This window comes from Alteromonas sp. 4NS20-0143 (assembly GCF_057542855.1).
The window spans coordinates 119,160-145,775 of record NZ_BAAJLR010000007.1 but is presented as its reverse complement, the minus strand read 5'-3'; the positions used below and the strand labels follow the sequence as shown (position 1 = coordinate 145,775).

The window sequence follows — 26,616 nt, the reverse complement described above, 5'->3', positions numbered from 1 at the left end:
ACTAAAAAGTAGTGTTTTTGAAACTGACTTGGTGAAATTCGCCAACCTTAATTTGGTCAATTGAATCTACTCAATGAAATGCGGTCTATGCCTACCAAATATGGCCTACCAGATTTGCCTTTTGGATTTATTCTATTGGATTGACTCTACTACAATAAGGTAAGAAGTAAGGTAAGAAGTAAGGTAGGGACGGAATACCACAACGAGGTACGAGAGAAGGTTAGCCTTCCTTGCCACAAGGCTAACGATCAGCACGCTTATAAATTCGGTTGCAGTAAAAGCTACGATGAAGCTTTAAGCTTAGAAATGGCTGCTACCGCAAAAGCAATAATAGCTCCCGCCACCACGCCAACTGCTCCATCGGCTAAAATAGACATAGCAAAGTCAGCACTGGGCACTAGCTCTGTTGCCCACTGGGTTACGTGATGCAAAAAACCAATACTGTGAGTGAGGATACCGCCGCCAACGAGGAACATGGCTATGGTGCCTACCACCGCAAGGGTTTTCATAATAGCCGGAGCTGCTACAAGAAGAGTTCGTCCAATTAAGCGCTGCATGGTGTTCATAGTGCCGGTTAGCGACTTGCGCAGCATATAAAGACCTACATCGTCCATTTTTACCAAGCCTGCTACCAGTCCATACACACCAACCGTTATGGCTAAGCTCAATGCAATTAGAACGCCCACTTGGGTTATTAATGTTGCGTCGCTAACGGTGCCTAAGGCAATCACTATAATTTCAGCTGACAGGATAAAATCGGTGCGTATTGCGCCCTTTATCTTTTTTTGTTCGAAGGCCACCATATCAACATCTTCATGAGCAATGGCTTCTATTCGCGCTTCCCGTTCTTGAAGTTGATCATCGTGAGGAAGATATTTGTGCAACAGTTTTTCAGCCCCTTCAAAGCATAAGTACAACCCGCCTAACACTAACAGTACGGTAATGAGCGAAGGGACAAAGGCACTAATGGCTAGGGCCGCAGGCACCAATATGGCTTTATTCAGCAGCGACCCTTTTGCCACAGCCCACACAACAGGCAGTTCTCTGTCTGCTTTTATACCTTGCACTTGGTCTGCGTTTACCGCCAAGTCGTCACCCAAAACGCCAGCAGTTTTTTGGGCCGCTACTTTTGACATGGTGGCAATGTCGTCCATTAAGGTGGCAATATCGTCGAGTAAGGCAAGTAGATTAGCTCCAGCCACAGATTATTCCTTTTTAATGAGAGAGTTATTAAATAGGGCGTGTTGATCTTTGTTGTACATTTTTGCAGCGGTCTGTGAGCTATTTAGACAAGGCGAATGGTTGAAGGTCTAGCGGGCTAAATCGAAACCATTCAACGCAGGATAAATAGCTCACAGGCGCTGCCCTAAGGGGGCGTTATGGAAGCATTTTACTCTTTGTCACAGCCCTTTGACTTAGCCCACTAGGCCTACAGGACTGTTCCGCGATTAAAATGCTTCCATTTAGCCCAAAAATCGTACAGCAAAGATTAACACGCCCTTGATAGGCAGAATACGCCGTAATGCCAATGTTTGGCAACACAACATTACGGTAGCAATGTGTTTACCGGTTCCCTTTAGACAAGGCTGCGCGTTAAGCCAAGCCAAGTAAAATAAAGAAAAGCCAAGTATAATCAAGAAGGGTTGGGCAAAGATGCATGCTGCGCGGGCTTTGGCTTTTGCTGTGTGAGCCATGATTTTGTGAGTAATGGCTATGTAAGTCATGGCTATATGAGTCACAGGCTAAATAATGTCAGTTGAATTACTGCGAAAGACGCTAGTGAGTTTGCTCATCGTTTTCAGGTGTTTTGTTAATTCGGGCATCGATAAACCGTTTGTGCTCATTTCTTTTCGAGCATCTTAAGGTGCCTCCAGCCATTGTGCTAAGCGCAGTAAAAAGTTTATTAGTTGTGCTTGTGCAATTGACTATTTTAACTGGACGCTGATTATATAGCTTCTCATCTCTATCCTCGCCTTTTCTAGGGTCGATAATGTTTGGGCTTCTTTTTTTTGCTGCATATGAAGAGGCAGCATTAGCTGATTCCTCGCCAATACGGGCTTCATTATAGCTGTCTAAATAGTCGGCTGCTGCCTGTGCGCTAGACACATTTAAACGACCGGCTTCACGGTTGATGAGGGGCTTCGAAACTTGAGGAGAAGGTTCTTCAAAAGATGCTTCTTTTGAAAGTGCCTCTTTTAGCTGTGGTGGGTGAGCGTCTGGCAAAAGCTTGGTTTCTGAAGGCTGCTTGGGCTCAGCGTTTGGCTTGTCCGGAATGTCAGCCGTGCTAGAAGTCTGTATTTCGCTGTCTGCTGATTCCTCCTCGCTTGCACCTTCATTGACTACCTCTGACGTTCGCTTGTCTACCACTTCCCTGTCTACCACTTCCTTGTCGACTGCGTCTTTGTTTAATAAATTACTGGGCTCAACAGTTTTTTTGGCGGGTGGCTGAAACAGCACGGCCTGAATTGTGGGGGCAGGGGAAAGCTCAGTAATAGCCGCTTTCTTTTTTTCAATACCATATTGGCTTACTACAACAACTGTGATGATTGCCCCAGCATGAATAAGCAGTGACGCCAATGCGGTACGCCATGCATAACGCTGTTTGCGTGCATGGTCTTGTAAGGGGCGCTCGGGCGCGAAAAACATCGCTGTATTTGTGCTCATTAGAACTAACAGACCCAGTAACCTAATGATAGTTCCGCTTTCGCGAGCTTTTGTAAGCTGCGACGTTATGCTCTTTTTCTCCTTCGATAAACAGACCCGGTTTTGTGCATCAACATTAAACAATTCGCTTTACCTGAAAAGCCCGTAAGCGCTGATAACGGGATATGAAAAGGTCAATACGCGCTCCTATTCGTCTTAATTTATGGTGAATTGACCTTGTGCGCGTCATTGTTGGGCATTCTTTCCGCGCTGCACCTTATTGGTGCGTTGTTTTTGATTTATCTTCCTCTGATTTCGATTATCTATCTGATTTTAATGAATAATTATTTGTGGCATGGCTCTTGGTATAGTAATCGTCAAGTACGCATTTTTGCAGAATAATCACAATAAACTGGGAGCATCACATGAAATTAGTCACTGCTATCATCAAGCCGTTCAAGCTAGATGATGTTCGTGAAGCCATTTCAGAAATCGGGATTGACGGTTTAACCGTTACCGAAGTAAAAGGCTTTGGACGTCAAAAAGGTCACACCGAACTCTATCGCGGCGCGGAATACCAGGTAGATTTTTTACCGAAAGTAAAATTAGAAATTGCCGTACAGGACGATCAGGTAGAGCGTTTGGTCGAGGCCATCGTTGGTGCTGCTAAAACAGGCAAAATTGGTGACGGTAAGGTCTTTGTGTACGACCTAGAACATGCCGTTCGTATTCGAACTGGTGAGTCGGATACCGACGCGCTGTAAGCCACAACGATATTTTTGCGGAGAAAACCATAATGGAAATCACTTTTGAACTTGGGTATGCGCTAGATACCTTTTACTTCTTAATTTGCGGCGCGCTAGTTATGTGGATGGCTGCAGGTTTTGCAATGCTTGAAGCTGGCTTAGTTAGAGCCAAAAACACCACTGAAATTTTGACTAAAAACATCTCGTTATTTGCCATAGCCTGCACCATGTATATGGTTTGCGGCTACGGAATCATGTACGGCGGTGGCGATTGGGGTCCTTTCCTTAGCGGCATCTTAAGCGACGGCGCAACAGGTGTTTCAGAAGACCCAGCAACCTATGCGCCTTCTGCAGACTTCTTCTTCCAAGTCGTCTTCGTTGCCACTGCTATGTCTATCGTGTCTGGTGCGGTTGCTGAGCGTATGAAGCTATGGGCTTTCTTAGCCTTCACTGTGGTAATGACTGGTTTCATTTACCCAATGGAAGGTGCATGGACATGGGGCGGTGAAGCTGTATTCGGTCTGTACACACTTGGCGATTTAGGCTTCTCAGATTTTGCAGGCTCGGGTATTGTTCACATGGCAGGTGCAGCAGCTGCACTGGCGGGTGTGTTAATTCTTGGTGCTCGTAAAGGTAAGTACACCGCAGATGGAAAAGTCAATGCTATTCCAGGTGCTAACCTGCCTCTAGCAACCCTAGGTACATTTATCTTGTGGATGGGATGGTTTGGGTTCAACGGAGGTTCGGTACTTGCTACTGCAACGGTTGAAAGCGCAAACTCTGTTGCTATCGTATTTATGAACACTAACGCAGCCGCAGCCGGTGGTACTATTGCTGCGCTTATCGTAGCGCGTATCTTATTCGGTAAAGCTGACTTAACAATGGCACTAAACGGTGCATTAGCCGGTTTGGTTGCTATTACTGCAGAGCCTTCTACGCCTAGCCCATTAGAGGCAACCTTATTCGGTGGTCTTGGTGGTATCTTGGTAGTACTTAGCATTGTTGGTCTTGATAAGCTTAAGATTGATGATCCAGTAGGTGCTATCTCAGTTCACGGTGTTGTTGGTTTACTTGGTCTTCTACTTGTTCCAATTACTAACGACGGTTCAAGCTTCTCTGGTCAGCTTATTGGTGCGGCAACTATCTTTGTTTGGGTATTCGTAGCCAGCCTAGTAGTGTGGTTAGCGCTTAAAGCAACGATGGGCATCCGTGTTACTGAAGAAGAAGAGTTTGACGGTGTAGACATGAGTGAATGTGGTTTGGAAGCATACCCAGATTTCACCAGCGGTCGTTCATAAACACACGGACCAATTTACATTGATGTAGGCAGCGACAAAAACATAATAATGCCTAATTATCATCACTTAAGCCTCGCATTTGCGAGGCTTTTTTCGTTCTGCGATAAACCTAGGCGTATTGCGCCTTAAACGCTACACTAGAAATGGAAATTCAAAGAGGTTTCGACACGAAGCTGCCAGTTAAAAACGTAAGCACACCAACATTGTTTATAAAAAACGTGCTTTGGATTAAAAGGGAAACGACGGGACTACGGTGATGATAGCTAAAATATCACACTCACTTTTCACGATGACGTTCGCAATTACACTATGCAGTACGCTTTGTATATCGTCTTCACACGCATATGACAGAGTAACGGGCAAGCCATTTGCCAGCCGGTCGGAGGTTATAGCGCAGCACGGCATGGCGGCAACCAGTCAACCCTTAGCAACGCAGGTCGCTCTGGATGTGCTTAAGCAAGGTGGAAGTGCTGTCGATGCTGCTATTGCAGCAAATGCTATGCTTGGCTTAGTAGAGCCTACAGGTAGTGGTATAGGAGGAGACTTATTCGCCATTGTATGGGATGCCAGTGAACAAAAGCTAGTTGGCTTAAATGCATCAGGTCGTTCTCCCCGTTCACTGACTAAAGCGGTGTTTGCAGAGCGCGGATTGAACAAAATCCCTAAGTTTGGTCCCTTACCTGTATCGGTTCCTGGTGCGGTAGACGGCTGGTTTGAGTTACATGAAAAGTTCGGCAAGTTGCCCATGTCTACTCTTTTGACTCCTGCCATCGAATACGCAAAAAATGGCTTCCCAGTTTCCGAGCTAATCGCGTATTACTGGCAAATGAATAAAGACAGAATAGGCCACTACGATGGCTTCGCTGAGACCTACCTCATCAACGGCAATGTGCCCAAAAAAGGCGACATATTCAAAAATCCTGGGCTTGCGGTTACCTATGAAAAGATAGCTACCGGCGGCCGTGATGCGTTTTACAAAGGAGATATTGCTCGCGCCATTGATGCGTATATGGAAGCTCAGGGCGGATTTCTTTCTTATCAAGATTTAGCGTCTCATACATCACAATGGGTTGAGCCAGTATCGGCAAATTACCGTGGTTACGATGTGTGGGAACTACCTCCAAACGGACAAGGTATTGCCGCACTGCAAATCCTCAATGTGCTCGAGCGCTACGATATAGAAGGCATGGGGTTTAACTCTGCCGATTATATTCACACCTTTGTAGAAGCCAAAAAGCTCGCATTCGAAGATAGAGCAAAGTTTTACGCTGATCCTGACTTTAATGATATTCCTGTAGATTGGTTAATCTCTAAAGAGTATGCCAAAAAACGACAGGCGCTCATTGATATGGAAAAAGCAGCGTCCCGGGTAGATGCAGGTATTTATGAGGGCGATACTATTTATCTAACTGTGGCAGACAAAGACGGCAATATGGTTTCGCTAATTCAAAGTAATTATCGCGGAATGGGGTCGGGTATGACGCCGCCCGGCTTAGGCTTTGTACTGCAAAATAGAGGTGAGATGTTTACGCTAGAAGAGGGACACTACAACGAGTATCGCCCAGGCAAACGTCCCTTTCATACCATTATTCCCGCATTTGTTACCCGAAACGGTCGCCCCGTGATGAGCTTTGGGGTAATGGGTGGTGGCACACAGCCACAAATGCACGCACAAATCATCGTTAATATTCTGGATTTTGGTATGAACTTGCAAGAAGCAGGTGATGCACCACGGATTCTCCACAGTGGCTCAAGCAGTCCTACGGGTGAATTAATGTTAGACGGCGGCTATGTAAGCTTAGAGTCAGGATTCGATGAGGTGGTGCAGCGCGAGCTTATGGAGAGAGGCCATAAACTCCAGCGTGTGGTGGGTGCATTTGGCGGCTATCAAGCCATTGCTTGGGATGCCAAAAAAGGCGTGTATTTTGGCGCTTCTGAAAGCAGAAAAGATGGACAAGCTGCAGGGTATTAAGCACACTGACAATACTCGTCACAGCAAGGGATTTAACCGCCTGTAACAGGATTCGTATAACATCTGTAATAACGGTTAATAAGCGCTGTTTGAATGAGTAGTTTTTATAAGTGCTTTAAGAAAACTTCAAATAATAACAAGAGCTGCAATGACACAACCACAAAAAGGCATATGCGCAGAGCCAAATTTGCATGCGCAATATTTGATGCTCAATGTTGTCGATGAGGACAGCGAAGCCGTAAGAGCAAAATTAGCGAGAGTGCTCGATATTTTCGAGCACTTTGAAAATGAGCATTACGAAGCCATGGTTACCGGTGTTATTGCGGTGGGAACCAGCTATTGGGCCGATGTTTATCCCGGGCTAATCCCCGTTGAGCTTGCTCCTTTCCCCGATATGCAATGTGAAGACAGAAGCGCGCCAACCACACCTTGCGATTTGTTTATTCAAATTCGAGCAGACCGGCTAGATATTTGCCACGCCGTTGGTATAGAGGTGATGGACTTACTGCGCATTCACGTTGAGTTGGTAGAGCAGGTACGGGGTTTTCGCTATCTCGACGGTCGCGACCTCAATGGCTTTCTTTATGCTACTGACAACCCTAGAGGGATGGCTCGCAGAAAGGTCGCTATTATTAGCGAAGAGGACGACCCCGATTTTCAAGGGGGAAGTTACTTGCATGTGCAGCGATATCGACATGATCTTAGGCGCTGGAATAGTTTGTCTGATAGGCAAAAAGAACAGGCCATGGGAACCACTCAGCAACACAACCTGCCAAGTGTGGAGCAGTCTCAGTCGTCACACTGCGTTCGCGCCGTAAGCGCATCTGCTGATGATGAAACATCTAAACTTATGAAGCAAGGTATGCCCTATGGCGATATGGCATCTCAAGGCTTGTTTTCTGTCTGCTGTAGCGCAAGCGCGCGACCCTTTAAGCATATGTTACAAAGTCAGATATACGGCAATGGAGAAGGGGATTACGACCGGTGGTTAGATTTTACAAGTGCAGAGACCGGTGCTGCGTTCTTTGCTCCCTCTGTTAACTTTATAAAAGCGCAGGCTACCCTATCGAACTGACACCTCTCTATTGCACCACTTTTACTGAAGCACTAGGGCGCCATCCCAGTCGTCATCTAAATCTATATTTCGATAAATACGACATACGTCAATATGGTGATGGGCTAGGGTATCATTTGGATTAACTGCCAATGCGGTTTCAAAGTAGGCAATCGCTTCATCCCACTGCTTGTTGATACGACATGCCAAGCCCGCTGCAATTTTGGCTTGCACAGAAATTCGCGCCGCTTGTTCAACGTCGCTGAGATGACTTAGTACCTCATAAATTTCAATCGGCGCCTGTCGGCCTTTTACCCGTACCCAATCGAGTAAACGGGTCTTAATGGGATAGCCTGCCCCTAAGGTTTGCAGTACTTGAGCACTCACAATAATATCGGCTTGGTATTTCGGCGTCAGTGCTTCAAGACGCGATGCAATATTAACACTGTCGCCAATTACTGTGGTGTCCATGCGATCGTCTGAACCTACCGTGCCCATGATCACATTTCCAAAGTGTATCCCAATACCCATGTTGACCGCAGCGTAGTTGCTGTTCTTTCTATGTCCGTTATATATGGTCAGTGCTTTTCTTAAATCTAATGCAGCGTTTAGAGAGTCGATGGCTTTATCTCTCGCTGTGCCACCTGGATGGTCGAATAAGGCCATAATACCATCACCCATGAACTTGTCGATAAAGCCACTGTTTTGATGAATAGGGTCGTTCATGCGGGTAAAGTATGAATTAAGGAAATTCATTAACTCTTGAGGTGTTATGCGTTCAGAAAAGCCAGTAAACCCTCTAATGTCGCAAAACATAATAGCGACTTCATTCTCTGAGGCGTAGCCTAAACCAAGGTTGTCTACATCGGTATTGGCCATGTGCTCTACAAACTGCTTGGGCACAAATTTTTGAAATGTTTGATTTAATCGCAGGGCCTCATCAGCCGCTTCTTGAAACCGAAGCTCTTTTTCAATACTTAAGTCGGTATTGCGCCTGTTCTTTTTGAACTGCGTAACTCGTCGTGCAAATCTTCGACTGCGCTTAATAAGCAGTATCGTGATGACGGCGCTATAAATGAGGAGTAGAACTATCCCTATTCCTAAAAACCATTCCATAGAAGACATTCGCTATTCTTATTCAAAGTGACTTTATAATGAGAATGAAGACATCAATACAAGATAGTGTGAAAATTTAAATACTAAAAATACAATACAAAAATGAAGTACGGAAATGTAGCTCAGAAATGTAGTACAGAAATTTCGAAATCTTGTGAGTGCCTTCGTATCACTAAAGTAAACGTATACTGTAGTGTAATTCAAGTGAACATTAGTTGAGGAAAGAGATTGGTCAAAAAAAAGTATTTAATAATAAAGAGATTAGCTATTTAAGGGCCGATAAATGATGACTAGAGAGCACAACATTTATGTGCTCTCTAGGTATAGCTGCTCTGTGCATAAATACAATCAGGGCTACTACACAAATGCCTTAAAGCGTAGCAAATACCTTATCTGCAGCCGCTAGTGTTTTTTCTATAACACTGGCATCGTGGGCTTTGGATACAAATCCTGCCTCGTAGGAGGCCGGGGCTAGGTATACACCCTCGTTCAGCATGCCGTGATAAAACTTATTAAATTGCTCGGTGTTGCAATTAATAGCCTGTTTATAGTTCGTCACCTTCTCAACGTCGGTGAAGAATATCCCAAACATACTGCCCGCAACGTTAGTAGTTAGACTAATATTGTGCTTGTCGGCCAGTGCCTGCATGCCATCTACCAATGCCTGCGTATTCTCAAAAATTGAGTCATAGAGGTCTTCTTGCTGCAGCTGTTCCATAGCTGCAAGGCCAGCGGCCATCGCTACTGGGTTACCCGACAGTGTTCCCGCCTGATAGACAGGCCCTGTTGGGGCTATGTGCGTGATAATATCTTTTCTGCCACCAAAACAACCTACCGGCATACCGCCGCCAATCACTTTCCCAAGGCAGGTAAGATCTGGCTTAACACCATAGCGTTCTTGAGCTCCGCCGCGAGATACACGGAAGCCTGTCATGACTTCGTCAAAAATAAGTACGCTTGAATACTCATCGCATACCGCACGAAGGCCTTCAAGAAAACCCTCTACAGGCGGAATACAGTTCATGTTGCCAGCCACTGGCTCTACGATAATACAGGCAATGTCGTCGCCATGAGCTTTGAAGATCTCTTTAACCGATTCAATATTGTTATATTCAACGGTAAGCGTATGTTCCGCCACATTATCAGGTACGCCAGGAGAGCTTGGTACACCCAGTGTCAGTGCACCTGACCCCGCTTTTACTAACAACGAGTCGGCATGCCCATGATAGCAGCCTTCAAATTTTACAATTTTGTTGCGGCCTGTATAGCCACGTGCAAGTCGTATTGCTGACATTGTCGCCTCGGTGCCTGAATTTACCATGCGCACCATCTCCATTGACGGCACCATTTTGCTCACCGTTTCAGCCATAATGACCTCGGCTTCGGTTGGCGCGCCAAAAGATAACCCGCTGTAAGAAGCCTCTATAACGGCCTCTCTTATTTTGGGGTTGTTGTGCCCTAATACCATTGGTCCCCATGACTGAATGTAGTCAATGTACTGTTTACCGTCTACGTCCCACATGTATGCGCCATCTGCTTTCGTAATAAAGCGAGGCGTTCCACCTACCGCTTTAAAAGCGCGCACAGGTGAATTTACACCACCTGGAATGGTGATTTGAGCTCGGGCAAATAGTGTTTCAGATTTTGTCATGTAATTACTTACTCTTATTGCTGTACCAAACGACGTCACGTTCGTATTTTGTGACCAAGTGCTCCACACCAAGAGTGAGGGCAAATAAGGCCATTCTTACCAACACACCATTATCGGTTTGTCGGAAAATGGCTAGGTTTGGATTAAGGTTTAAATCGTTGTCTAGCTCGTTGGCTTCCATACGAGAATCTCGCGGAAGTGGATGCATAATGACGGTCTTAGACTGAAAGTGTCGTGTGTAAATCGATTGATTTAACCGAAACTTTCCGCGGTATTTATTGGCTTCATCTTGTGAAGGGAATCGCTCTTCTTGAATACGAGTTTGATAGCAAATGTCCGCATCCATGCTGCCTTCTAGGGTATCGGTGATAGTAAGTTGATGACCCGCTTGCTCTATAGCATCAATGACAGGTTGCGGCATGGCTAATTCTTGAGGCGATATTAAGGTAAAACGCACATTATTAAATAAACACAATAAACGGGATAATGAATGCACGGTGCGGCCGTAGCGCAAGTCGCCTATCATAGCGATATGAAGCCCATCAATACCCTGGCCGTTGTATTCTAACTCACGTTTAATGGTAAATAGGTCTAACAGGGCTTGGGTAGGATGTTCATTTGCACCATCGCCGCCATTAATTACGGGGACTCGGCTTCCTTCAGCAAATTCGGCCACTGAGCCTGCTGCGGGATGTCGCATGGCGATAATATCTGAATACCCGCTTAATACTCTTGCGGTATCGTATAGAGACTCGCCCTTTGCCAGCGCTGAACTCGACATTCCGGTCGTTTCTCGCACTTCACCACCTAACAAGTTGAAGGCGGTACCAAAACTCACGCGAGTTCGGGTACTGGGTTCAAAAAAAAGGTTACCAAGAATGGCGCCTTCTAGTACCGTCGTGCGTTTTTCTCGTCTTGCATAAGGTTGCATGGAATCGGCTACTGAGAACACCTTCTCAATGGCCTCCCGATCGAATTGATTAACCGAAAGAATATGGTTACCAGTAAAGTCAGACATGAGCCACTCAATCATTAACGAAAACGCCGCTAGTGTATAACAAACCGCGGTATAAGTAATCTTTCAGCGGCAAACTCTAAGCGTAATTCGCGCATTTTTTGCGTGAATCGTTGTGACTACTTATTGCGATAATGCGTAAACAATACTGCTATTTTTTCTGCTGCTTGGCCTACGTGTTCGTGTATGTGTTTATCGTTCATTGCAGGGTGAATGCCGCATAACAGCATGGTGTGAAATTCGCCTTTCAATAGTGCGCAGTAATCAATGGCAAGTTGATTGGCTTTCTCTTGAGAAATGTCACCTTTGCCCAACTGCCAAATTGTATGGCCAAGAGCGTCTAGCGAGCGTTTCGGGCCGGCTTGATAAAATAGTGACGCCACGTGAGCGTTATTAACAGCCTCGGCAATGATCACCCTAAATATACCCACGGTCTCGGGGTCTTGAATAAGACGTATATATTGCCTGCCAATTTTATGAAGACACTCTGTAATGTTTGACTCGTGTGGCGCTGACTCAAAAGCTTCAGGAGTATCGAGCTGATATGCTCTGCACTTAGAGGATATGGCCGATTGAAAAAGGACGTCTTTACCATCAAAGTGAGAGTAAACCGTTTGCTTTGAAACGCCAGAGGCTTTAGCAATGCCGTCCATAGACGTCTTAGCAAAGCCATCTTTCAAGAAAAGTCGTGATGCAGCCTGTAAGATAAGCCGAGATTTCTCTTCACTTTTTGGCCTACCTTGTTTTTTTATTTGCGACACCATGATCCTCGCTTGCGAAATAAAAGAATATAACGAATAAATAATATCATACTGGACGGTCTAGTATTTATATACTAGCATCGCATTATGCATTTGCAACCATCATCACTGAGTGTAAAAACATGAATATGAATTCTGCTGACACCTCGTCAACAGCAAGTAAAGCATCCCTATACGTTGCAATCGTTGTTTTCACTGCCGCGCTGGTGCTGTTGTTGGTAGCAGCTGGAATAGGTAATGCCGCGCAGACACCTCAGGCGAGAGCGCCCATGTCTGTCGCTACCGGTACAGTAAAGGTGCAACAGCAGTTTGAAACGCCAATTAATGTCTTCGGCTTAGTTGAATCGCCAAAAGCGACCTCGCTGTCATTTGACACTGGGGGTCAAATAGAGGAAGTGTTGGTTGAAGAGGGTGATGCTGTGTCCAAAGGGGATGTTGTTGCTCGGTTAGACACTCAGCGCTTAAGAGCACAGCAAGAAGAGCTTAATGCCTCCTTAGTGCGAGTAAAGGCAGATTTAAACTTAGCTAAAATCAACAACGATCGCACTCAATCTCTCGTTGACAGAAAACTAGAATCTGCACAGCGTCTTGATGAAACAAACGCCTCTCTTAGTGTGGCCAATGCGAGGGTAGACGAGATTGAAGCATCCCTTAACTCAATGAATGTGGCACTTGATAGAGCCGTGCTTTACGCACCGTTTGACGGTCAAGTTAACCGACGCTTCTTTGATGAGGGAAGTGTTGTAAACGCCGGGACCGCGGTCATTGGTATTACGAGCAACGAGCAATTTCAAGCTCGCTTTGCAGTGCCGGCGGATATTATCGACCAGTTTGATATTGGTGAGCCTGTCATCATTCAAATTGGTGAGCAAAATGCAGCGGGCTTGGTCACCCAACGCCTTGCTGTGAGAAATATACAAACCAGAACGGTTGATATTCTGGTAACCCTGAACAGCAATGACAAAGTACGACCTGGTGATATGGCTATTTTGTTTGGTGCGCGCTCGCACGATGAACAAGGTAGCTGGCTACCTGTGACAGCATTAAGTAACGGGCTGCGTGGCCTATGGCGGGTATTTGTATTAAGTGATGCAGCGCAAAGTGAGAGCGGCACAGCGCTTGAAGCAAGAGTGGTCGAGGTGGTTTACACCGATGGGAAAAACGCCTTCGTCCGTGGGGCGTTAAAAGACGGCGACCGCTATATCGTAGACGGCACACACAAACTTTCCCCTGGACAGCGGGTATCCGCAGCCAGTGCGTCAACTCAAACGCAGACACAAACAGAGCGTCAACCTTACTCTGAGCGCAGTGCGCTAGAAAGTGGTGTTCAAAGCGGCGGTCAAAGCAGCGCGCAATACGCTGGAGTACAGTAATGAAAACGCCTCACGTTGGTGTAAGTAAAGACTACCCGTGGTATACGCTTTTTTATCGTCGGGGACATCTTCTGGTATTAAGTTTGGTGATCATCATTGTCGCCGGGCTATCAGCGCTAGGCTCGTTACCACGTATTGAAGACCCTAGGATTGATACGCGCAATGCGCTAATTATCACCCAGTATCCAGGGGCGTCGGCAGAGCGTGTAGAAGCGCTTGTCAGTGATGTTTTAGAGGACAGGCTGCGAGAAATATTTGAAATCAAAGAGGTAAAGTCTACATCTCGGGCGGGGATTTCAGTCATATTAATAGAAACCCAAGATTGGGTTGATAACAGCACTAACGAAGAGCTATTTAGCGAGATTCGAGATGCGATTGGGGCTGCGTCAGCGCTTTTCCCTGAGGGTGCCTTAGACCCTGTCTTTGATGAAAAGCGCGGGGCAACCGCCTTTACGTTGCTACTTTCCCTTCGTGCCGAATATCCAGACACAACGCCTATTACAGTCATGTCTCGCCTTGCTGAAGAGCTTACCGATCGTCTTAGAAACGTTAACGGCACTGAATTAGTTAGGGTATATGGTGAGCCTAACGAAGAAGTGAGCGTTAGCGTAGACCCCATTAAGTTAGCGGCTACAGGCTTAACGCTGCAGCAGGTTAGCACTATTATTCGCAATGCCGACCCCAAGCTGCCCGCAGGCATGTTAAACACGCAACAGAGCAACTTACGCTTTAGTGTGGGCGAGGGGCTCACCGGCGTTGATATGATTGCATCGGTCCCATTAGTCAATCGCGACGGTCGCTACTTGCGCGTTGAAGACATTGCCAGCGTCACTCGCAGTTACAGTACGCCACGCAGTGAAATTGCATTTTTAGATGGCGAAGAATCTATTTTTGTTGCGGCTAGAATGCAGCCCTCATTACGCTCTGATGTGTGGACTCAAAATGCCCTTGCAGAAGTCGAGCAGTTTAATCGCGATTTTGGCGGCACGCTTACCGCGTCAGTCGCTTTTGAGCAAAACGAATACACGGCCACCCGTTTAGCCGATTTATCAATGAATTTGTTGATGGGTTGTGCGGTGGTGATGTTGGTTATTTTACTATTCATGGGCTTTAGAGCTGCATGGATTGTGGGTTTAGCGCTTCCGCTATGTGCATCCTTCACGTTGTTTTCGCTGAGTTTTTATAACGAACAAATTCACCAGATGTCCATTTTTGGCATGATCATCGCCATCGGTCTTCTCATTGATAATGCCATCGTAATAACAGATGAAATTCGACTCAATTTACAAGACCCTCAGCTTACCCGAGTAGGGGCAATGGCGAAAAGTGTGGCGCATTTATTCGCGCCGCTACTCGCCTCAACGTTAACAACGGTGTTGGGTTTCATGCCAATATTTTTGCTAAATGGGAACATTGGCGACTTTATTGGGCCTATCGCTATTAGCGTGGTAATGGCCCTAATTGGCTCCTTGTTTATCTCTCTTACCATTATTGCTGCGCTGGCAGCCCGCTTTTTACCGAAAAACGACGGCGTTTCATTGGATACCACGAAAGCTGCCGGCTCCTCGTGGTGGCAGGTGGGCATTCAGGCACCGGCGCTAACGTTAGCTTTCAGCCGCCAGCTAGGACGCTGGATAAAACAGCCGAAGCTCGTTATTTCAGTTATTTGCATACTTTGCTTATCAGGGTTTGCCTTGTCTACACGCTTAGCGAATGTGTTTTTCCCCAGTGCCGACAGAGACCAGTTTGAAGTGTATCTGTGGACGAAAGAAGGCAGCAGTATTAACAATACTACCGACTATGCGTTAGATGTTGACGCTAAAATTCGCCAGTACGAAGGCGTGAATCAAGTCACCTGGCTAGTGGGCGGTTCGGCGCCCTCGGTATATTACAATCAAACCATGACACGAGATAACATGCCGTACTTTGCCAATGCGGTGATAACCACCAACACTGTTGAAGGGGCCTCATCGCTCGTCGGCAAGCTGCAGCAAGATTTAGATAGCGCATACCCAGAAATTCAAATTGTGGTGAAAGGGTTTGGGCAGGGGCCGCCCATTGCTGCGCCGGTGGAAGTCGAGATATTTGGGCCCGACCTAAACGTATTGAACGAGTTAGGGGAGCAGGTAAGAGCGCTGATGTCAGAGGTTGACGGCATTTCTCAATCAATAGCCAGCATTTCTATGGGCGAGCCAGAACTTAACGTTGTTACAGATAGCGATAGCTTGTCGTATTTAGGGATATCTTTGGCCGATCTTGCTGCGCAGATGCAAATCAACTTCTCTGGGATCACCGGTGGATCAGTATTAGAAAGTACTGAGGAAGTCCCCGTCAGAGTGAGGTTGGCAGAGTCATTTAGACAAGATGTCTCCGGTGTCGACGCTATGCCCATACCTGTGGCTAATGATAGCGCCCTCTCATGGTCACCTTTGGCGGCGGTGACATCGCTTTCGCTAAAGCCGGCTACTAGCAGTATTACCCGTGTTAACGGCGAGCGCCTTAATCGTATTCAAGCATTTTTATTACCCGATGTACCGGCAATAGATGCGAGCAATACGTTGAGAGAGAAGCTCAATGAGCATTTGGTGTTACCCCAAGGCTATCGAATTCATTTAGCAGGGGATGCCGATGAACAGCAACAAGCGTTAGGTCAGCTTGGGACCTACGCGCCTGTATTGTTGGTATTAATGATTACAACGCTTATTCTCACTTTCTCAAGCTTAAGAATGGCAGGGGTGATTGTGCTAGTCGCAATGTTATCCGTTGGTCTTGGTATGTTCAGTTTGTGGCTTTCAGGACTCCCCCTAGGCTTTAATCCGCTGCTTGGCTGCGCCGGACTTATCGGGGTTGCTATCAATGGTTCTATCGTGGTGATAGCGGCAATTAATGCTAACCCGCAAGCGAAGCAAGGTGATACGAAAGCCATAGTGGAAGAAACAATGAGCTGTAGCCGACACATATTATCGACTACATTTACAACGGTGGGTGGACTCATACCGCTATTGTTATTCAGTGAGGGAAGTTTCTGGCCTCCACTGGCTGTTGTTATTGCGGGCGGCGTGGGTTTCTCGGTCATTCTATCTTTGGTATTTACCCCAACCATTGTGGCCGCATTTAAGCGCAATCAGCACAAAAGGTTAGTGAGTGAATAATACAACGCCACAGGCTGATTGGTTTAGATAGCAACGGATTTGAGTAATAATGTGTTTAAAAGTAATGTGTTTAAGTAGTAATGAGCTTAGGTAAACTATCTGTTTTTAAATCGCGTATATAGAAACTATCTCAACGTCAGCACGTGAGACGCGATGCGATTGTAAATTTTGTCATAGGAAGCGTCGGCACATATGCAAAAAAAGCCTTTTCTTTTTTCCCGCTGGTGGAAGACCGATTGTGCTAAGTGCAAGCGTTTACGCTTATACCTTCTTTGGGCCGTTATTATGTTGGTAGTGTATTTTTATGTCTGGCAGTAGTGCAGAACCCATTTATATTAGAGCCGCTTCTAAAAGCAATGGTTTAACGAGCATTGTGATCGGCTGCGTGGGGTTAGTTGTGTCTGCCCTGTGGCTTAGCTTTCTTCCCGAATGGCTGTTTTTGGCGGGTATCTTCATGACCAGCGCAGCACTGGTGTGCTTGCTAATCGGTTACTTTAAAATACGTGAACCTAACTACAGCTTAGAAATTGCTAAAGACTACATCACCTACCGACACCGGTTAGGCAGCTGGCGTATTCATTGGGATAATTTACAGCGAGCTGATTGTCCACGTATTCGCCACGGGCTTGATCAGGTGGCGCTTGAAACCGTGGGTTTTAAGGTGAAAAGTTATACCGACTTTTTAAAAACCATTTCACCGCGCCTTGCCACTCACTTGCTCATGGAGCAACGTCCTTTGCTGCTGCATAATTCGGACAGTAATTGTGCGACGGGAAGCTGTTACGAACAATCTATGTTCGACGACAAGCACTTTGTCTTAGAAGATGGCACGCCTATCACCGGTATCAAAGCAATGTTGGCTCACCGTATGGTAGAGCTTAGAAAACGTTTGGGCTACGATATCTTCATAGCAAGCTCTGAACTTGATAGAGAAGCCGTAGATTTCGCTGCATTAATTGTTCAGTGTCAGCACGCACGCTCTGCTCCTGTTGAAGAAAGCTGAGGCTTTCACTGAAAAGAGCTGAGGCTCCTGTAGAGAAAAGCAAAAGTCTCTGCCCTGATAAAGCGCCCTAGGGTTAATGCAGGGCGTTAACGTTGTTTTCTTCAATGATTTTTTGCGCCTCTTTAACTAATGCCAGCAAAAACTCTTCAACCAAATCTGTATGTTTTAGTTTAAGGGCTATTTCCAGTTCTTTGGCTAGGTTTTGTAGCCGTGGTAAACCGGTATAGCAGCAGGCTCCATGAAGTTTATGCACTTCAGCAGAGAGTTCGTCAAATGCAAGCCTTTCCATTTGCGACTCTAGGGCATGTAGGGTATCTGGCAGCATTGCAATGAAGTCATTTAATAACTCTTTTGCCGCGGCTTGGTTTTGATTTGCACGCTTTAGGGCCAGCTGCCAATCTACCGAAGGGAAGGTAAGTTCGCCTGGCTCTATGTCATGACACCACGACTTGATTAAAGTGAGTAACGAGTCAATTCCAATAGGCTTAGCTAAGTAGTCGTCCATCCCCGAGGCAAGCAGTTTTTCCTGTTCTTCTTTTAGTGCATGAGCAGTAACAGCCACAATCGGTGTTCCCATATTCATGGGCGATTTACGAATTTCGCGAGTCGCATGAACACCGTCCATACCGGGCATCTGTATATCCATCAAAATCAGGTCAAACTCTTGGGTTTGACATTTGTTAACGGCATCTTGCCCGCTAATGGTGGTAGTTAATTCTATAGCCGAATCGTCAAGCCAGGTATGAAGAAGCTTTAAGTTCATTTCTATATCGTCCACCGCGAGCAACCTTGCTCTTGGCAATGCATTTATTTTTTCTTTAAGCGGATTAACCCCAGAAATAATTTGCTCTCTCATCAAACTGTCTAGTTTGGTGATCGTCATAGGCATTCGAATTTGGGTGTAAAAGTGCTGGTATAAATTGGGATATTTCATAAATGGATCTGGACCCGAATACCACAGCACCCTATTTTTAGCAGGAAACTCGACGAACTTACGCAAGTGCTGCAGCCTTGAGTCTATATGACTGACTGGTGTGGTAGCCATTATGTAATCGTATTGACCATTGAGGCTGCTGAGATACTCGATAGACTCAGCGCAGGTGATTTCTGCACCCATCGATTTGAGGATTTTGGCACTCGCTTGTCTGGTGGCGGGGATAGGATCGAAAATAACCACTTTTTTACCCTGCCAGTCAGGATTGGAAGAGAGTCCATACTTCTGGCTAAGTTGATTCATTCTTAACGATACATTGAATATAGACCCCTGCCCAAGGGTACTTTTAAGAGTGAGCGTACCGTTCATCATATTGACTAACTCACGACTAATAACAAGACCAAGACCCGTGCCTTGATAATTCCGGTTTAACGCATCGTCTACTTGGGAAAATGCACTAAACAGCTTTTTCTGATCCTGTCGGCTTATACCAATTCCTGTATCGCGAATAACAATATTAACCTCGTGAATGCCGTGGTCGAGTGCGCGACCGCTTACCGACAAAGTAATGCTTCCTGAGGACGTAAATTTAAGGGCATTGCTCAGCAGATTATTGAGTATTTGCTTTATTCTAAAGACATCACCTAAAAGCTTTTCCGGTAGGGGAGCAAGTTCAAAAACAAACTCTATACGTTTGGTATGCGATGACTTAGCCATTATTGCCACCATTTCTTCAAACAGCTTATTGGGCGAAAACGGTTGGCTATTTAAGCTTAACTTGCCGGCTTCAATTTTTGAAAAATCGAGCACATCGTTAACAATGGTAAGTAGATTATCGGCAGCGGTATTAACAATTCGCACCTGCTCTTGCTGATCCGGAGGAAGGGAGGCGTTATTTAGCTCTTTACTAAACCCTAAAATGGCATTGAGTGGGGTTCTAATTTCATGGCTCATATTTGCCAAAAACTGAGATTTAACGTGGCTGGCCTTAATGGCGTCTTTTCGAGCAATGTCTAACCGTACGTTTTGCTCTTCAATTAACTCCATATTATTGTGCAAATCGTTGGTGGCCTGCTCTACATCATATTCTAGCTGCCCACGACTTTTCTCCATTAGAGCAATAGAGAACAAGCTAGCCTCAAGGAAAACACCAATTTGAAAGCAGTAGGTTGTGAAATCGTTCACAGGCGCCACACCCAGTAAACTCAACATGCCCACAACGGCCCCAGTCGCTAATAACCCCCAAGCAAAAATAAAGTACCTCGCAGGTCTAAACTTATTAAAGTAAGCTTCAAAACCCGCAGACACATAGCTTAATATTGAGACCAGTCCCACACCATAAACTAAGTTGTTCTTCCACATCGATGGCAATAGGTCAGCAAAGCAAACAACGCCGATGATGGTTTGAGTAGCAAGCATTAGCTGCAATATGGGGTGTAATGTTGGAGCGTGCCTTTCGCTTTCTAAAAACGTAATGGTAAATAGGCCAGAGGTAATGCCAATGAAGACAAAAATAAGCTCTGTATGCCCTACCAACCACGCAGGAATACCGTATGCAAAAATAAAGTGTGTGTGCCCTCCCCAGACTACCTGCCAGAGAATAACGGTGCAGATATAGCCAACGTAGGCAATAACACTTTTTTCTTTTACTCCGAAATAGAGTACCAAGTTATAAATAGCGAGAATTAACAAGCCACCATAAAATACACCCCATAACAGACTATCAATCTGAAAATAGCGGCCGTGCTTTTCGGCAGACTGCGCGCGCAGTGGAACAATAATACTGGAAGACTGACTTTCAACGCGAATGTAGATGTCGACAGGGCTCGCGGAATCTATCTGAGTTTGCAATGTAGGTATGCGAAAGCGCTGCTCTTTTTGTAATTTGCCTTGATGGCTTTGCGCAATAATATTACCGTTTTGAATAAGATAAAAATCAACTTTATCCAGCTGGCTGAAATTAATGGAGAACACCCAGTCAGATTCGTTCGATACATTGGTTACCGATTTGAGAAGCCAAACTGCGTTGTCTTGAAATCCAAAGTTGGGGTTTTTGCCTGAATGGGCTAAAAAATCGTTCTTACGCCGAGCAATATCGCTGATACTTAGCTGATAGTTAGTTTCGTATAAATAGTATAAAGAATCAGAGAGATCGAGCGTACTATTCTCGTCATATAACTGTTCAATATGCTGGGCACGGGCACCAGAACTGAATGAACAGCAAAGTGCGGCAGTCACAATACAAAAAGTCAAAAGCAAAGTGCGAAAAAAAGGCATGACCAACTATTCTTCTTTTAATTTTATATAAGGGCGTGTTGATCTTTGCTGTACGAGTTTTGGGCTAAATGGAAGTATTTTAATCGCGAAACAGTCCTGTAGGCTTAGTGGGCTAAGTCAAAGGGCTGTGCCAAAGAGTAAAATGCTTCCATAACGCCCCCTTCGGGCAGGGCCTGTGAGCTATTTACACTGCCTTGAATGGTTTCGATTTAGCCCGCTAGACCTTCAACCATTCGCCTTGTCTAAATAGCTCACAGACCCTGCAAAAATGTACAGCAAAGATTAACACGCCCTATTAAACCACTGTTTTCTTTGTATAACAAAGAATCGCCAGTAATGATAAGCCTCCGTCTTTTTTATTAGTTCATTTATTCGTATTATTTGCACCGACAAGCGGTTTACCCCACAATGAAGTTATACGCTCTTGTACTAACCCAAAAAGGCGTGCTATCTCACTTTTACTGCGACCTCGCAAAAACAAGCGCATTGGTATTAATAACAAAACGAAAAAATTATCATGAGTGACGAGATCATTATTAGTAACGACGGTGTGGAACAGCTCCCGATGAGACGTTTCACGGAAGATGCTTATCTTAACTATTCTATGTACGTAATCATGGATAGGGCGCTTCCCCATATTTCTGACGGTTTAAAGCCAGTACAGCGCCGTATTATTTATGCAATGTCCGATCTTGGACTCAGTGCCAACGCGAAGTATAAAAAGTCTGCGAGAACCGTAGGTGACGTACTTGGTAAATTCCATCCTCACGGCGATTCGGCTTGCTATGAAGCCATGGTACTAATGGCACAGCCGTTTTCTTACCGTTATCCGCTGGTGGATGGGCAAGGGAACTGGGGAGCACCTGATGATCCTAAATCTTTCGCGGCTATGCGTTATACCGAAGCTAAGCTATCTCGTTTTGCCGAAGTACTATTAAATGAGATAGGCCAGGGCACCGTTGATTGGGTACCAAATTTTGACGGTACCCTAAACGAGCCTAGTACGCTACCTGCGAGACTGCCCCACATACTCCTTAACGGTGTAACGGGTATTGCAGTAGGAATGGCGACAGATATCCCCCCTCATAATGTGAGAGAGCTGGCAACGGCCTGCGCCATGCTGCTCGATAACAGCAAAGCAGATTTAAACGACGTGCTCGAGCATGTTCAAGGGCCAGACTATCCCACAGACGCAGAAGTGATCACGCCGAAAGCAGATATTCGCAAGCTTTATGAAACAGGGCGCGGCTCAATAAAAATGCGAGCGGTGTACCACGAAGAAAATGGTGATATCGTCATTACGGCATTGCCTCACCAGGCATCTGGCGCCAAGATCTTAGAACAAATTGCGTCGCAAATGCAGGCGAAAAAGCTGCCTATGGTGAGCGACTTGCGGGATGAGTCTGACCATGAAAACCCCACACGCCTTGTGGTCACACCTCGTTCTAATCGCATTGATGTACTGCAGCTTATGCAGCATCTATTCGCCACCACCGACTTAGAAAAGAACTATCGCGTAAACCTCAACATGATTGGGTTAGATGGTCGCCCTCAAGTAAAAGATTTACGCACTATTTTGGCTGAATGGTTACAGTATCGAAAAGACACGGTAACTCGTCGGATACAGTATCGATTAGACAAAGTACTAGCCAGACTGCACATTCTAGAAGGCTTACTTATTGCCTTTTTAAATATTGATGAAGTTATCGATATTATTCGCACCTATGATAAGCCAAAGCCAGAGTTGATATCGCGTTTTGGTTTAAGTGACACGCAAGCTGAAGCTATTTTAGAGCTCAAACTTCGCCATCTTGCCAAGCTTGAAGAATTCAAAATTAAAGGTGAGCAAGAAGAACTGGCGGCAGAGAGAGATAAGCTACAAACCTTATTAGGCTCTGAGCGACGCTTAAAAACGCTGATTAAAAAAGAAATCTTAGCCGATGCAGAAAAGTACGGCGACGATAGACGTTCGCCAATCATTGAGCGCGGCGAAGCAAAAGCATTGTCTGAAAAAGAGCTAATACCTGCCGAATCAGTAACAGTGGTATTGTCCGAAAAAGGTTGGGCCCGCTGTGCTAAAGGCCATGATATCGATGCTGAAGGGCTAAGTTATAAAGCGGGAGACGGATACCTTGGTAGTGCAGAGGGTAAGAGTAATCAACCTGCGGTCTTCATGGACTCATCTGGGCGTACCTTTTCTTGTGATGCCCACGGTCTGCCTTCTGCACGGAGTCAGGGCGAGCCATTAACCGGACGATTTAGTATTGTAGGTGGCGAGTCATTTGAACACGTCATCATGGCTTCAGATGAAAGTAAGTTTTTAGTGGGGTCTGACGCCGGCTACGGCTTCTTGGGAACGTTCAAGGACATGGTGAGTAAAAACAAAGCGGGTAAAGCTTACCTGTCGTTGCCAAAGGCAGCGAAGGTCATGACACCCATGCCGGTTAGTAACCCAGATTCTGACCTTTGCTTAAGTATTTCTAATGAAGGCCGTATGTTGATGTTCCCGCTTCGAGACTTGCCGAGTTTAGGCAAAGGCAAAGGCAATAAGCTCATTAATATCCCTTCAGCCAAGTCTCAGGCAAGAGAAGAGTATGTAAAAGTACTTACCGTTGTGCCTGAAGGCGCGTCAATTAAAGTGGCTGCCGGTAAACGCAATATGACCCTATCGGCTGAAGATTTAACCCACTACCAAGGCGAACGAGGACGAAGAGGAAATAAGTTGCCAAGAGGGTTACAGCGTGTAGATAACGTAGAGGTTGTATTCGAAAAGAATGATAACCAAGACGAAAACCTACTATAAATTTTGTTGTTATCGTGTGGTGTGGACTACACTTTCCTTAAACAGTGAAGGAAACCGCATATGTTGGGTATTGTTTTTACGTCATTGATCGACATGTTAGAAGAAAACGTGTCGCCTGAGTTTGCCGATGACGTCATTATGGAAGCAGAATTGGAAAACGAGGGCGCTTACACAGCTGTAGGCTATTACCCTTATGAAGATATGGAGCGAATGTTAAGTGTGTTGGTGGAAAAAACCGGAAAGTCTGCCAACGAGCTGCTATACGATTTTGGTTATTATCTTTTTGGAAAATTGGGCGCTGCTCATGGTGATGTGCTAGCAAATACCGATAATATGCTGGATATGTTGGGCCATCTTGACGACGATATTCATGTACAGGTGAAAAAGCTCTATCCTGACGCCGACTTACCACGCTTCAAGGTATTGTCGAGAACTGACACGACAATGCGATTGCAGTATTACTCTGAACGCAATCTATTTGCCCTTGCAGAAGGCCTTATGGATGGTGCTGCCGGCTATTTTAACTGTAAATTAGAGCGGGAAACCCATCAGCTTAGTACACCACACACTTACGAATTCAGTATATCTGTGATTTCATAGGTTAATGTATGTCGCAAGACTTCACTGAAAGTGACAAGCGCTACACACTCTTAGAGCGTCGTTTCAAACGGGAGAAAAATGCCCGGGAGCAAGCGGAAGCGTTACTAAGAGAAAAGTCACAGCTTTTATACGATGCGTTAATGAAAAGTCAGCAATCTCAAGCTGACTTAGAGCTCGCGTTATGGGCGTCTCAGGAGTCTTTTTGGAGCTGGCGCGCTGATACCGACATTATGGAGATCCGCTCCTTCTCGCTTTACAGCGGTAACCGCTCTACTTGGTCTGGCACTGTCATAGAGCTAATGGCTCGTGTGCACCAAGATGATATGGAAAACCTGCAGTTTCATTGGTCTATGGCGATACACGGTAACCGAGACCGCATTGAAGTGTCGTTTCGTTTGCGCTTTAAAGACGATTACCAATGGATACGCCTGCGAGGGCGAGTGCTTGAACGGGGAAGCACAGCCGAAGCGCTCAATATTGTTGGCACTACGAAAGATATCACTCAACAGCGTAAAGCTGAGCAATCCTTTGATTTAATGGCATCTGCGTTTGCAAGCTCGCGAGAGCCCATGCTGGTGTTAACTCCCGACCTTGTAATCACAGAATGCAACGACGCGTTTATTCGTTTGTTAGAGGCCCCAGTAAAAGAAAAATGCATTGGCGAAAACTTTAACGAGCTATTGGCGGCCACTCGGGTGAATGAAGAGCAGCTTGTGCTCGACAAGCAGCTGCGCTTTGAGTCAAAAATAGATTCGCTGTCTGGTAAAACACGCGTCGTCGATATTTCTATAGCCGTGTTTGAGGCATATCGGCAAACCTCCTCTTATTTAATCGCTACGCTGCGTGATGTTAGCGACAGAAAGCGCAATGAAGCCCGATTAAGACAGTTAGCACAGCATGATGACTTAACGGGTCTGTCTAACAGAAATTGGCTTCGGGAGTCTATAGACTCATATGTGGCAAGCGGTGAGCCCTTTCTACTTGTTTTCCTTGATTTAGACGGCTTTAAAGCCATTAACGATACTGCAGGTCACGATAAAGGCGATGCGGAACTTCAGCGAGTTGCAGCACTTTTAACCGCCATGTTTGGGCCTATCGGCGAGGTTGGACGATGGGGAGGGGATGAATTCCTCGTGGTGCTTAAAGAAGAAGCGTCTGGCAGTGTCAAAGAAAAATGCGAGAGGCTAATAGAGCAAATAGAAGAGGACGTGATTTATGCTAAGGGCACTGAGTTGCGATTGTCTTCAAGTATCGGGATTGCCGCTTATCCAGAGCACAGTGACGGAATAAAAAGCCTAATTCAATGCGCTGATGCAGCAATGTACAGAGCGAAAGAGTTGGGAAAAGGGCAGGTATTTGTTTACGAACCTGGCCTATACGAGAGCATGACGCAGCAGGTAAGCATGGTGAATGATCTGCGCAAAGCGGTAGAAAATCATTTGCTCGACTTTTACATACAAGGAAAATACGATCTTCACGGCAATTTAAAGGGTGGAGAAGTGCTGTGCCGCTGGATTTCTGGTCTTCACGGTGTGGTATCGCCTACCGTGTTCATTCCTATTGCCGAGGAGCACAATCTCGATAGCGCCATCGGTTTATATGCAATAGAAGCTGCGTGCGACTATATCTCTATAATGGAATCGCAGCAGGGAGAAGCGATTCCCCTATCGGTGAACATTAGTGCGAATCAAATGCTCGATGAAACGTTTCCAGAAAAAGCCTTAGACATCTGCCGTACAAATCACGTCTCGCCTGAATACATTGAATTAGAGCTTACTGAATCGGTGTTTATACGCGATGAAAAAACCGCATTGCGTTCATTAAATGCATTGCGCGAGCTTGGTTTTAGACTATCCCTTGATGATTTTGGCAGCGGTTTCTCATCATTAAGCTATTTGCGTATGTTCCAGTTTCAGGTGGTCAAAGTGGATAGAAGTTTAGTGAATGGGGTACATCAAGATAGTAAGGCTTATGCGCTATTTAGCGGCATAATAACCATGCTTCGAAGCTTAGAAATTGAGGTTGTTGCAGAGGGTATAGAGCTAGAAACTTACTTACCTTTTATGGAACAGGCTGACGTGCAGCTTATGCAGGGGTTCTATTTTGATAAGCCAATGCCGTATGATCAATTTTTAGCACGACATACATCAGAGACTAAGCGCTAATAATATTCGCCTGTGGGTAGGCGGCGCTCGCCAGCAATCTTGGAACGCCAGCA

Annotated in this window: 17 protein-coding genes; 10 read left to right on the top strand and 7 right to left on the bottom strand. The window is 45.7% G+C overall.

Going from position 1 to position 26,616, the window contains the following annotated elements; translation table 11 throughout:
- Positions 1 to 281: 281 nt before the first annotated feature.
- Complete coding sequence (locus AC27HD_RS14910; protein WP_487106813.1) at positions 282 to 1,202, bottom strand: DUF808 domain-containing protein; 921 nt, start codon at positions 1,200 to 1,202, stop codon at positions 282 to 284.
- 574 nt (positions 1,203 to 1,776) lie between these two features.
- Positions 1,777 to 2,664 carry a hypothetical protein gene (locus AC27HD_RS14905; RefSeq protein WP_487106811.1) on the bottom strand — a complete coding sequence of 296 codons (888 nt, stop codon included), beginning with the start codon at positions 2,662 to 2,664 and terminating at the stop codon, positions 1,777 to 1,779.
- Between the two features lie 404 nt (positions 2,665 to 3,068).
- On the opposite strand from AC27HD_RS14905, the gene glnK reads away from it, so the two are divergent.
- The 4 genes from glnK to AC27HD_RS14885 all read left to right on the top strand — a co-directional run bounded on the left by glnK (position 3,069) and on the right by AC27HD_RS14885 (position 7,734).
- Positions 3,069 to 3,407 (top strand): P-II family nitrogen regulator, encoded by a 339-nt coding sequence (glnK, locus tag AC27HD_RS14900; protein ID WP_032095165.1) that lies wholly within the window; start codon positions 3,069 to 3,071, stop codon positions 3,405 to 3,407.
- Between the two features lie 32 nt (positions 3,408 to 3,439).
- Positions 3,440 to 4,687 carry an ammonium transporter gene (locus AC27HD_RS14895; protein ID WP_032095166.1) on the top strand — a complete coding sequence of 416 codons (1,248 nt, stop codon included), beginning with the start codon at positions 3,440 to 3,442 and terminating at the stop codon, positions 4,685 to 4,687.
- Positions 4,688 to 4,976: 289 nt separating this feature from the next.
- The gene (ggt, locus tag AC27HD_RS14890) at positions 4,977 to 6,659 is read left to right on the top strand and encodes a gamma-glutamyltransferase (protein ID WP_487106852.1); all 1,683 of its coding nucleotides are present in this window, start codon (positions 4,977 to 4,979) and stop codon (positions 6,657 to 6,659) included.
- Positions 6,660 to 6,807: 148 nt separating this feature from the next.
- A complete protein-coding gene (locus tag AC27HD_RS14885) occupies positions 6,808 to 7,734 on the top strand; it encodes a Dyp-type peroxidase (protein WP_032095168.1) in 927 nt (308 codons plus the stop codon).
- Positions 7,735 to 7,755: 21 nt separating this feature from the next.
- On the opposite strand, the gene AC27HD_RS14880 is transcribed toward AC27HD_RS14885, so the two are convergent.
- From AC27HD_RS14880 to AC27HD_RS14865, 4 genes are all read right to left on the bottom strand, one after another.
- The gene (locus AC27HD_RS14880) at positions 7,756 to 8,838 is read right to left on the bottom strand and encodes an adenylate/guanylate cyclase domain-containing protein (protein WP_487106808.1); all 1,083 of its coding nucleotides are present in this window, start codon (positions 8,836 to 8,838) and stop codon (positions 7,756 to 7,758) included.
- Positions 8,839 to 9,199: 361 nt separating this feature from the next.
- Positions 9,200 to 10,480, bottom strand: coding sequence for a glutamate-1-semialdehyde 2,1-aminomutase (gene hemL, locus AC27HD_RS14875; protein WP_487106806.1), 1,281 nt, complete (start codon positions 10,478 to 10,480; stop codon positions 9,200 to 9,202).
- Positions 10,481 to 10,484: 4 nt separating this feature from the next.
- Positions 10,485 to 11,498 carry an aspartate carbamoyltransferase gene (locus AC27HD_RS14870; protein ID WP_032095200.1) on the bottom strand — a complete coding sequence of 338 codons (1,014 nt, stop codon included), beginning with the start codon at positions 11,496 to 11,498 and terminating at the stop codon, positions 10,485 to 10,487.
- Between the two features lie 116 nt (positions 11,499 to 11,614).
- A complete protein-coding gene (locus tag AC27HD_RS14865; RefSeq protein ID WP_487106804.1) occupies positions 11,615 to 12,259 on the bottom strand; it encodes a TetR/AcrR family transcriptional regulator in 645 nt (214 codons plus the stop codon).
- 119 nt (positions 12,260 to 12,378) lie between these two features.
- Here AC27HD_RS14865 and AC27HD_RS14860 point away from each other — a divergent pair, with 119 nt between their 5' ends.
- The 3 genes from AC27HD_RS14860 (at position 12,379) to AC27HD_RS14850 (ending at position 17,784) form a co-directional block, all read left to right on the top strand.
- Positions 12,379 to 13,629 (top strand): efflux RND transporter periplasmic adaptor subunit, encoded by a 1,251-nt coding sequence (locus AC27HD_RS14860; protein ID WP_487106802.1) that lies wholly within the window; start codon positions 12,379 to 12,381, stop codon positions 13,627 to 13,629.
- On the top strand, positions 13,629 to 16,781 hold the full coding sequence (locus tag AC27HD_RS14855; protein ID WP_487106800.1) for an efflux RND transporter permease subunit: 3,153 nt from the start codon (positions 13,629 to 13,631) through the stop codon (positions 16,779 to 16,781). The genes AC27HD_RS14860 and AC27HD_RS14855 overlap by 1 nt, the downstream gene beginning before the upstream one ends.
- 304 nt (positions 16,782 to 17,085) lie before the next feature.
- Entirely contained in the window at positions 17,086 to 17,784 is a 699-nt protein-coding gene (locus AC27HD_RS14850) for a DUF2982 domain-containing protein (protein WP_032095172.1), read from the top strand.
- 73 nt (positions 17,785 to 17,857) lie between these two features.
- Here AC27HD_RS14850 and AC27HD_RS14845 read toward each other — a convergent pair whose 3' ends face one another.
- A complete protein-coding gene (locus AC27HD_RS14845) occupies positions 17,858 to 20,995 on the bottom strand; it encodes a hybrid sensor histidine kinase/response regulator (RefSeq protein ID WP_487106798.1) in 3,138 nt (1,045 codons plus the stop codon).
- 517 nt (positions 20,996 to 21,512) lie between these two features.
- Between AC27HD_RS14845 and parC the strand changes: the two genes are divergently transcribed.
- Genes parC through AC27HD_RS14830 form a run of 3 tightly spaced genes read left to right on the top strand, consistent with a single transcriptional unit; the run spans position 21,513 to position 26,563 of the window.
- The gene (gene parC / locus AC27HD_RS14840) at positions 21,513 to 23,798 is read left to right on the top strand and encodes a DNA topoisomerase IV subunit A (protein ID WP_487106796.1); all 2,286 of its coding nucleotides are present in this window, start codon (positions 21,513 to 21,515) and stop codon (positions 23,796 to 23,798) included.
- Between the two features lie 60 nt (positions 23,799 to 23,858).
- Complete coding sequence (locus tag AC27HD_RS14835; RefSeq protein ID WP_032095175.1) at positions 23,859 to 24,398, top strand: heme NO-binding domain-containing protein; 540 nt, start codon at positions 23,859 to 23,861, stop codon at positions 24,396 to 24,398.
- Positions 24,399 to 24,406: 8 nt separating this feature from the next.
- A complete protein-coding gene (locus AC27HD_RS14830) occupies positions 24,407 to 26,563 on the top strand; it encodes a putative bifunctional diguanylate cyclase/phosphodiesterase (RefSeq protein ID WP_487106794.1) in 2,157 nt (718 codons plus the stop codon).
- Positions 26,564 to 26,616: the final 53 nt, after the last annotated feature.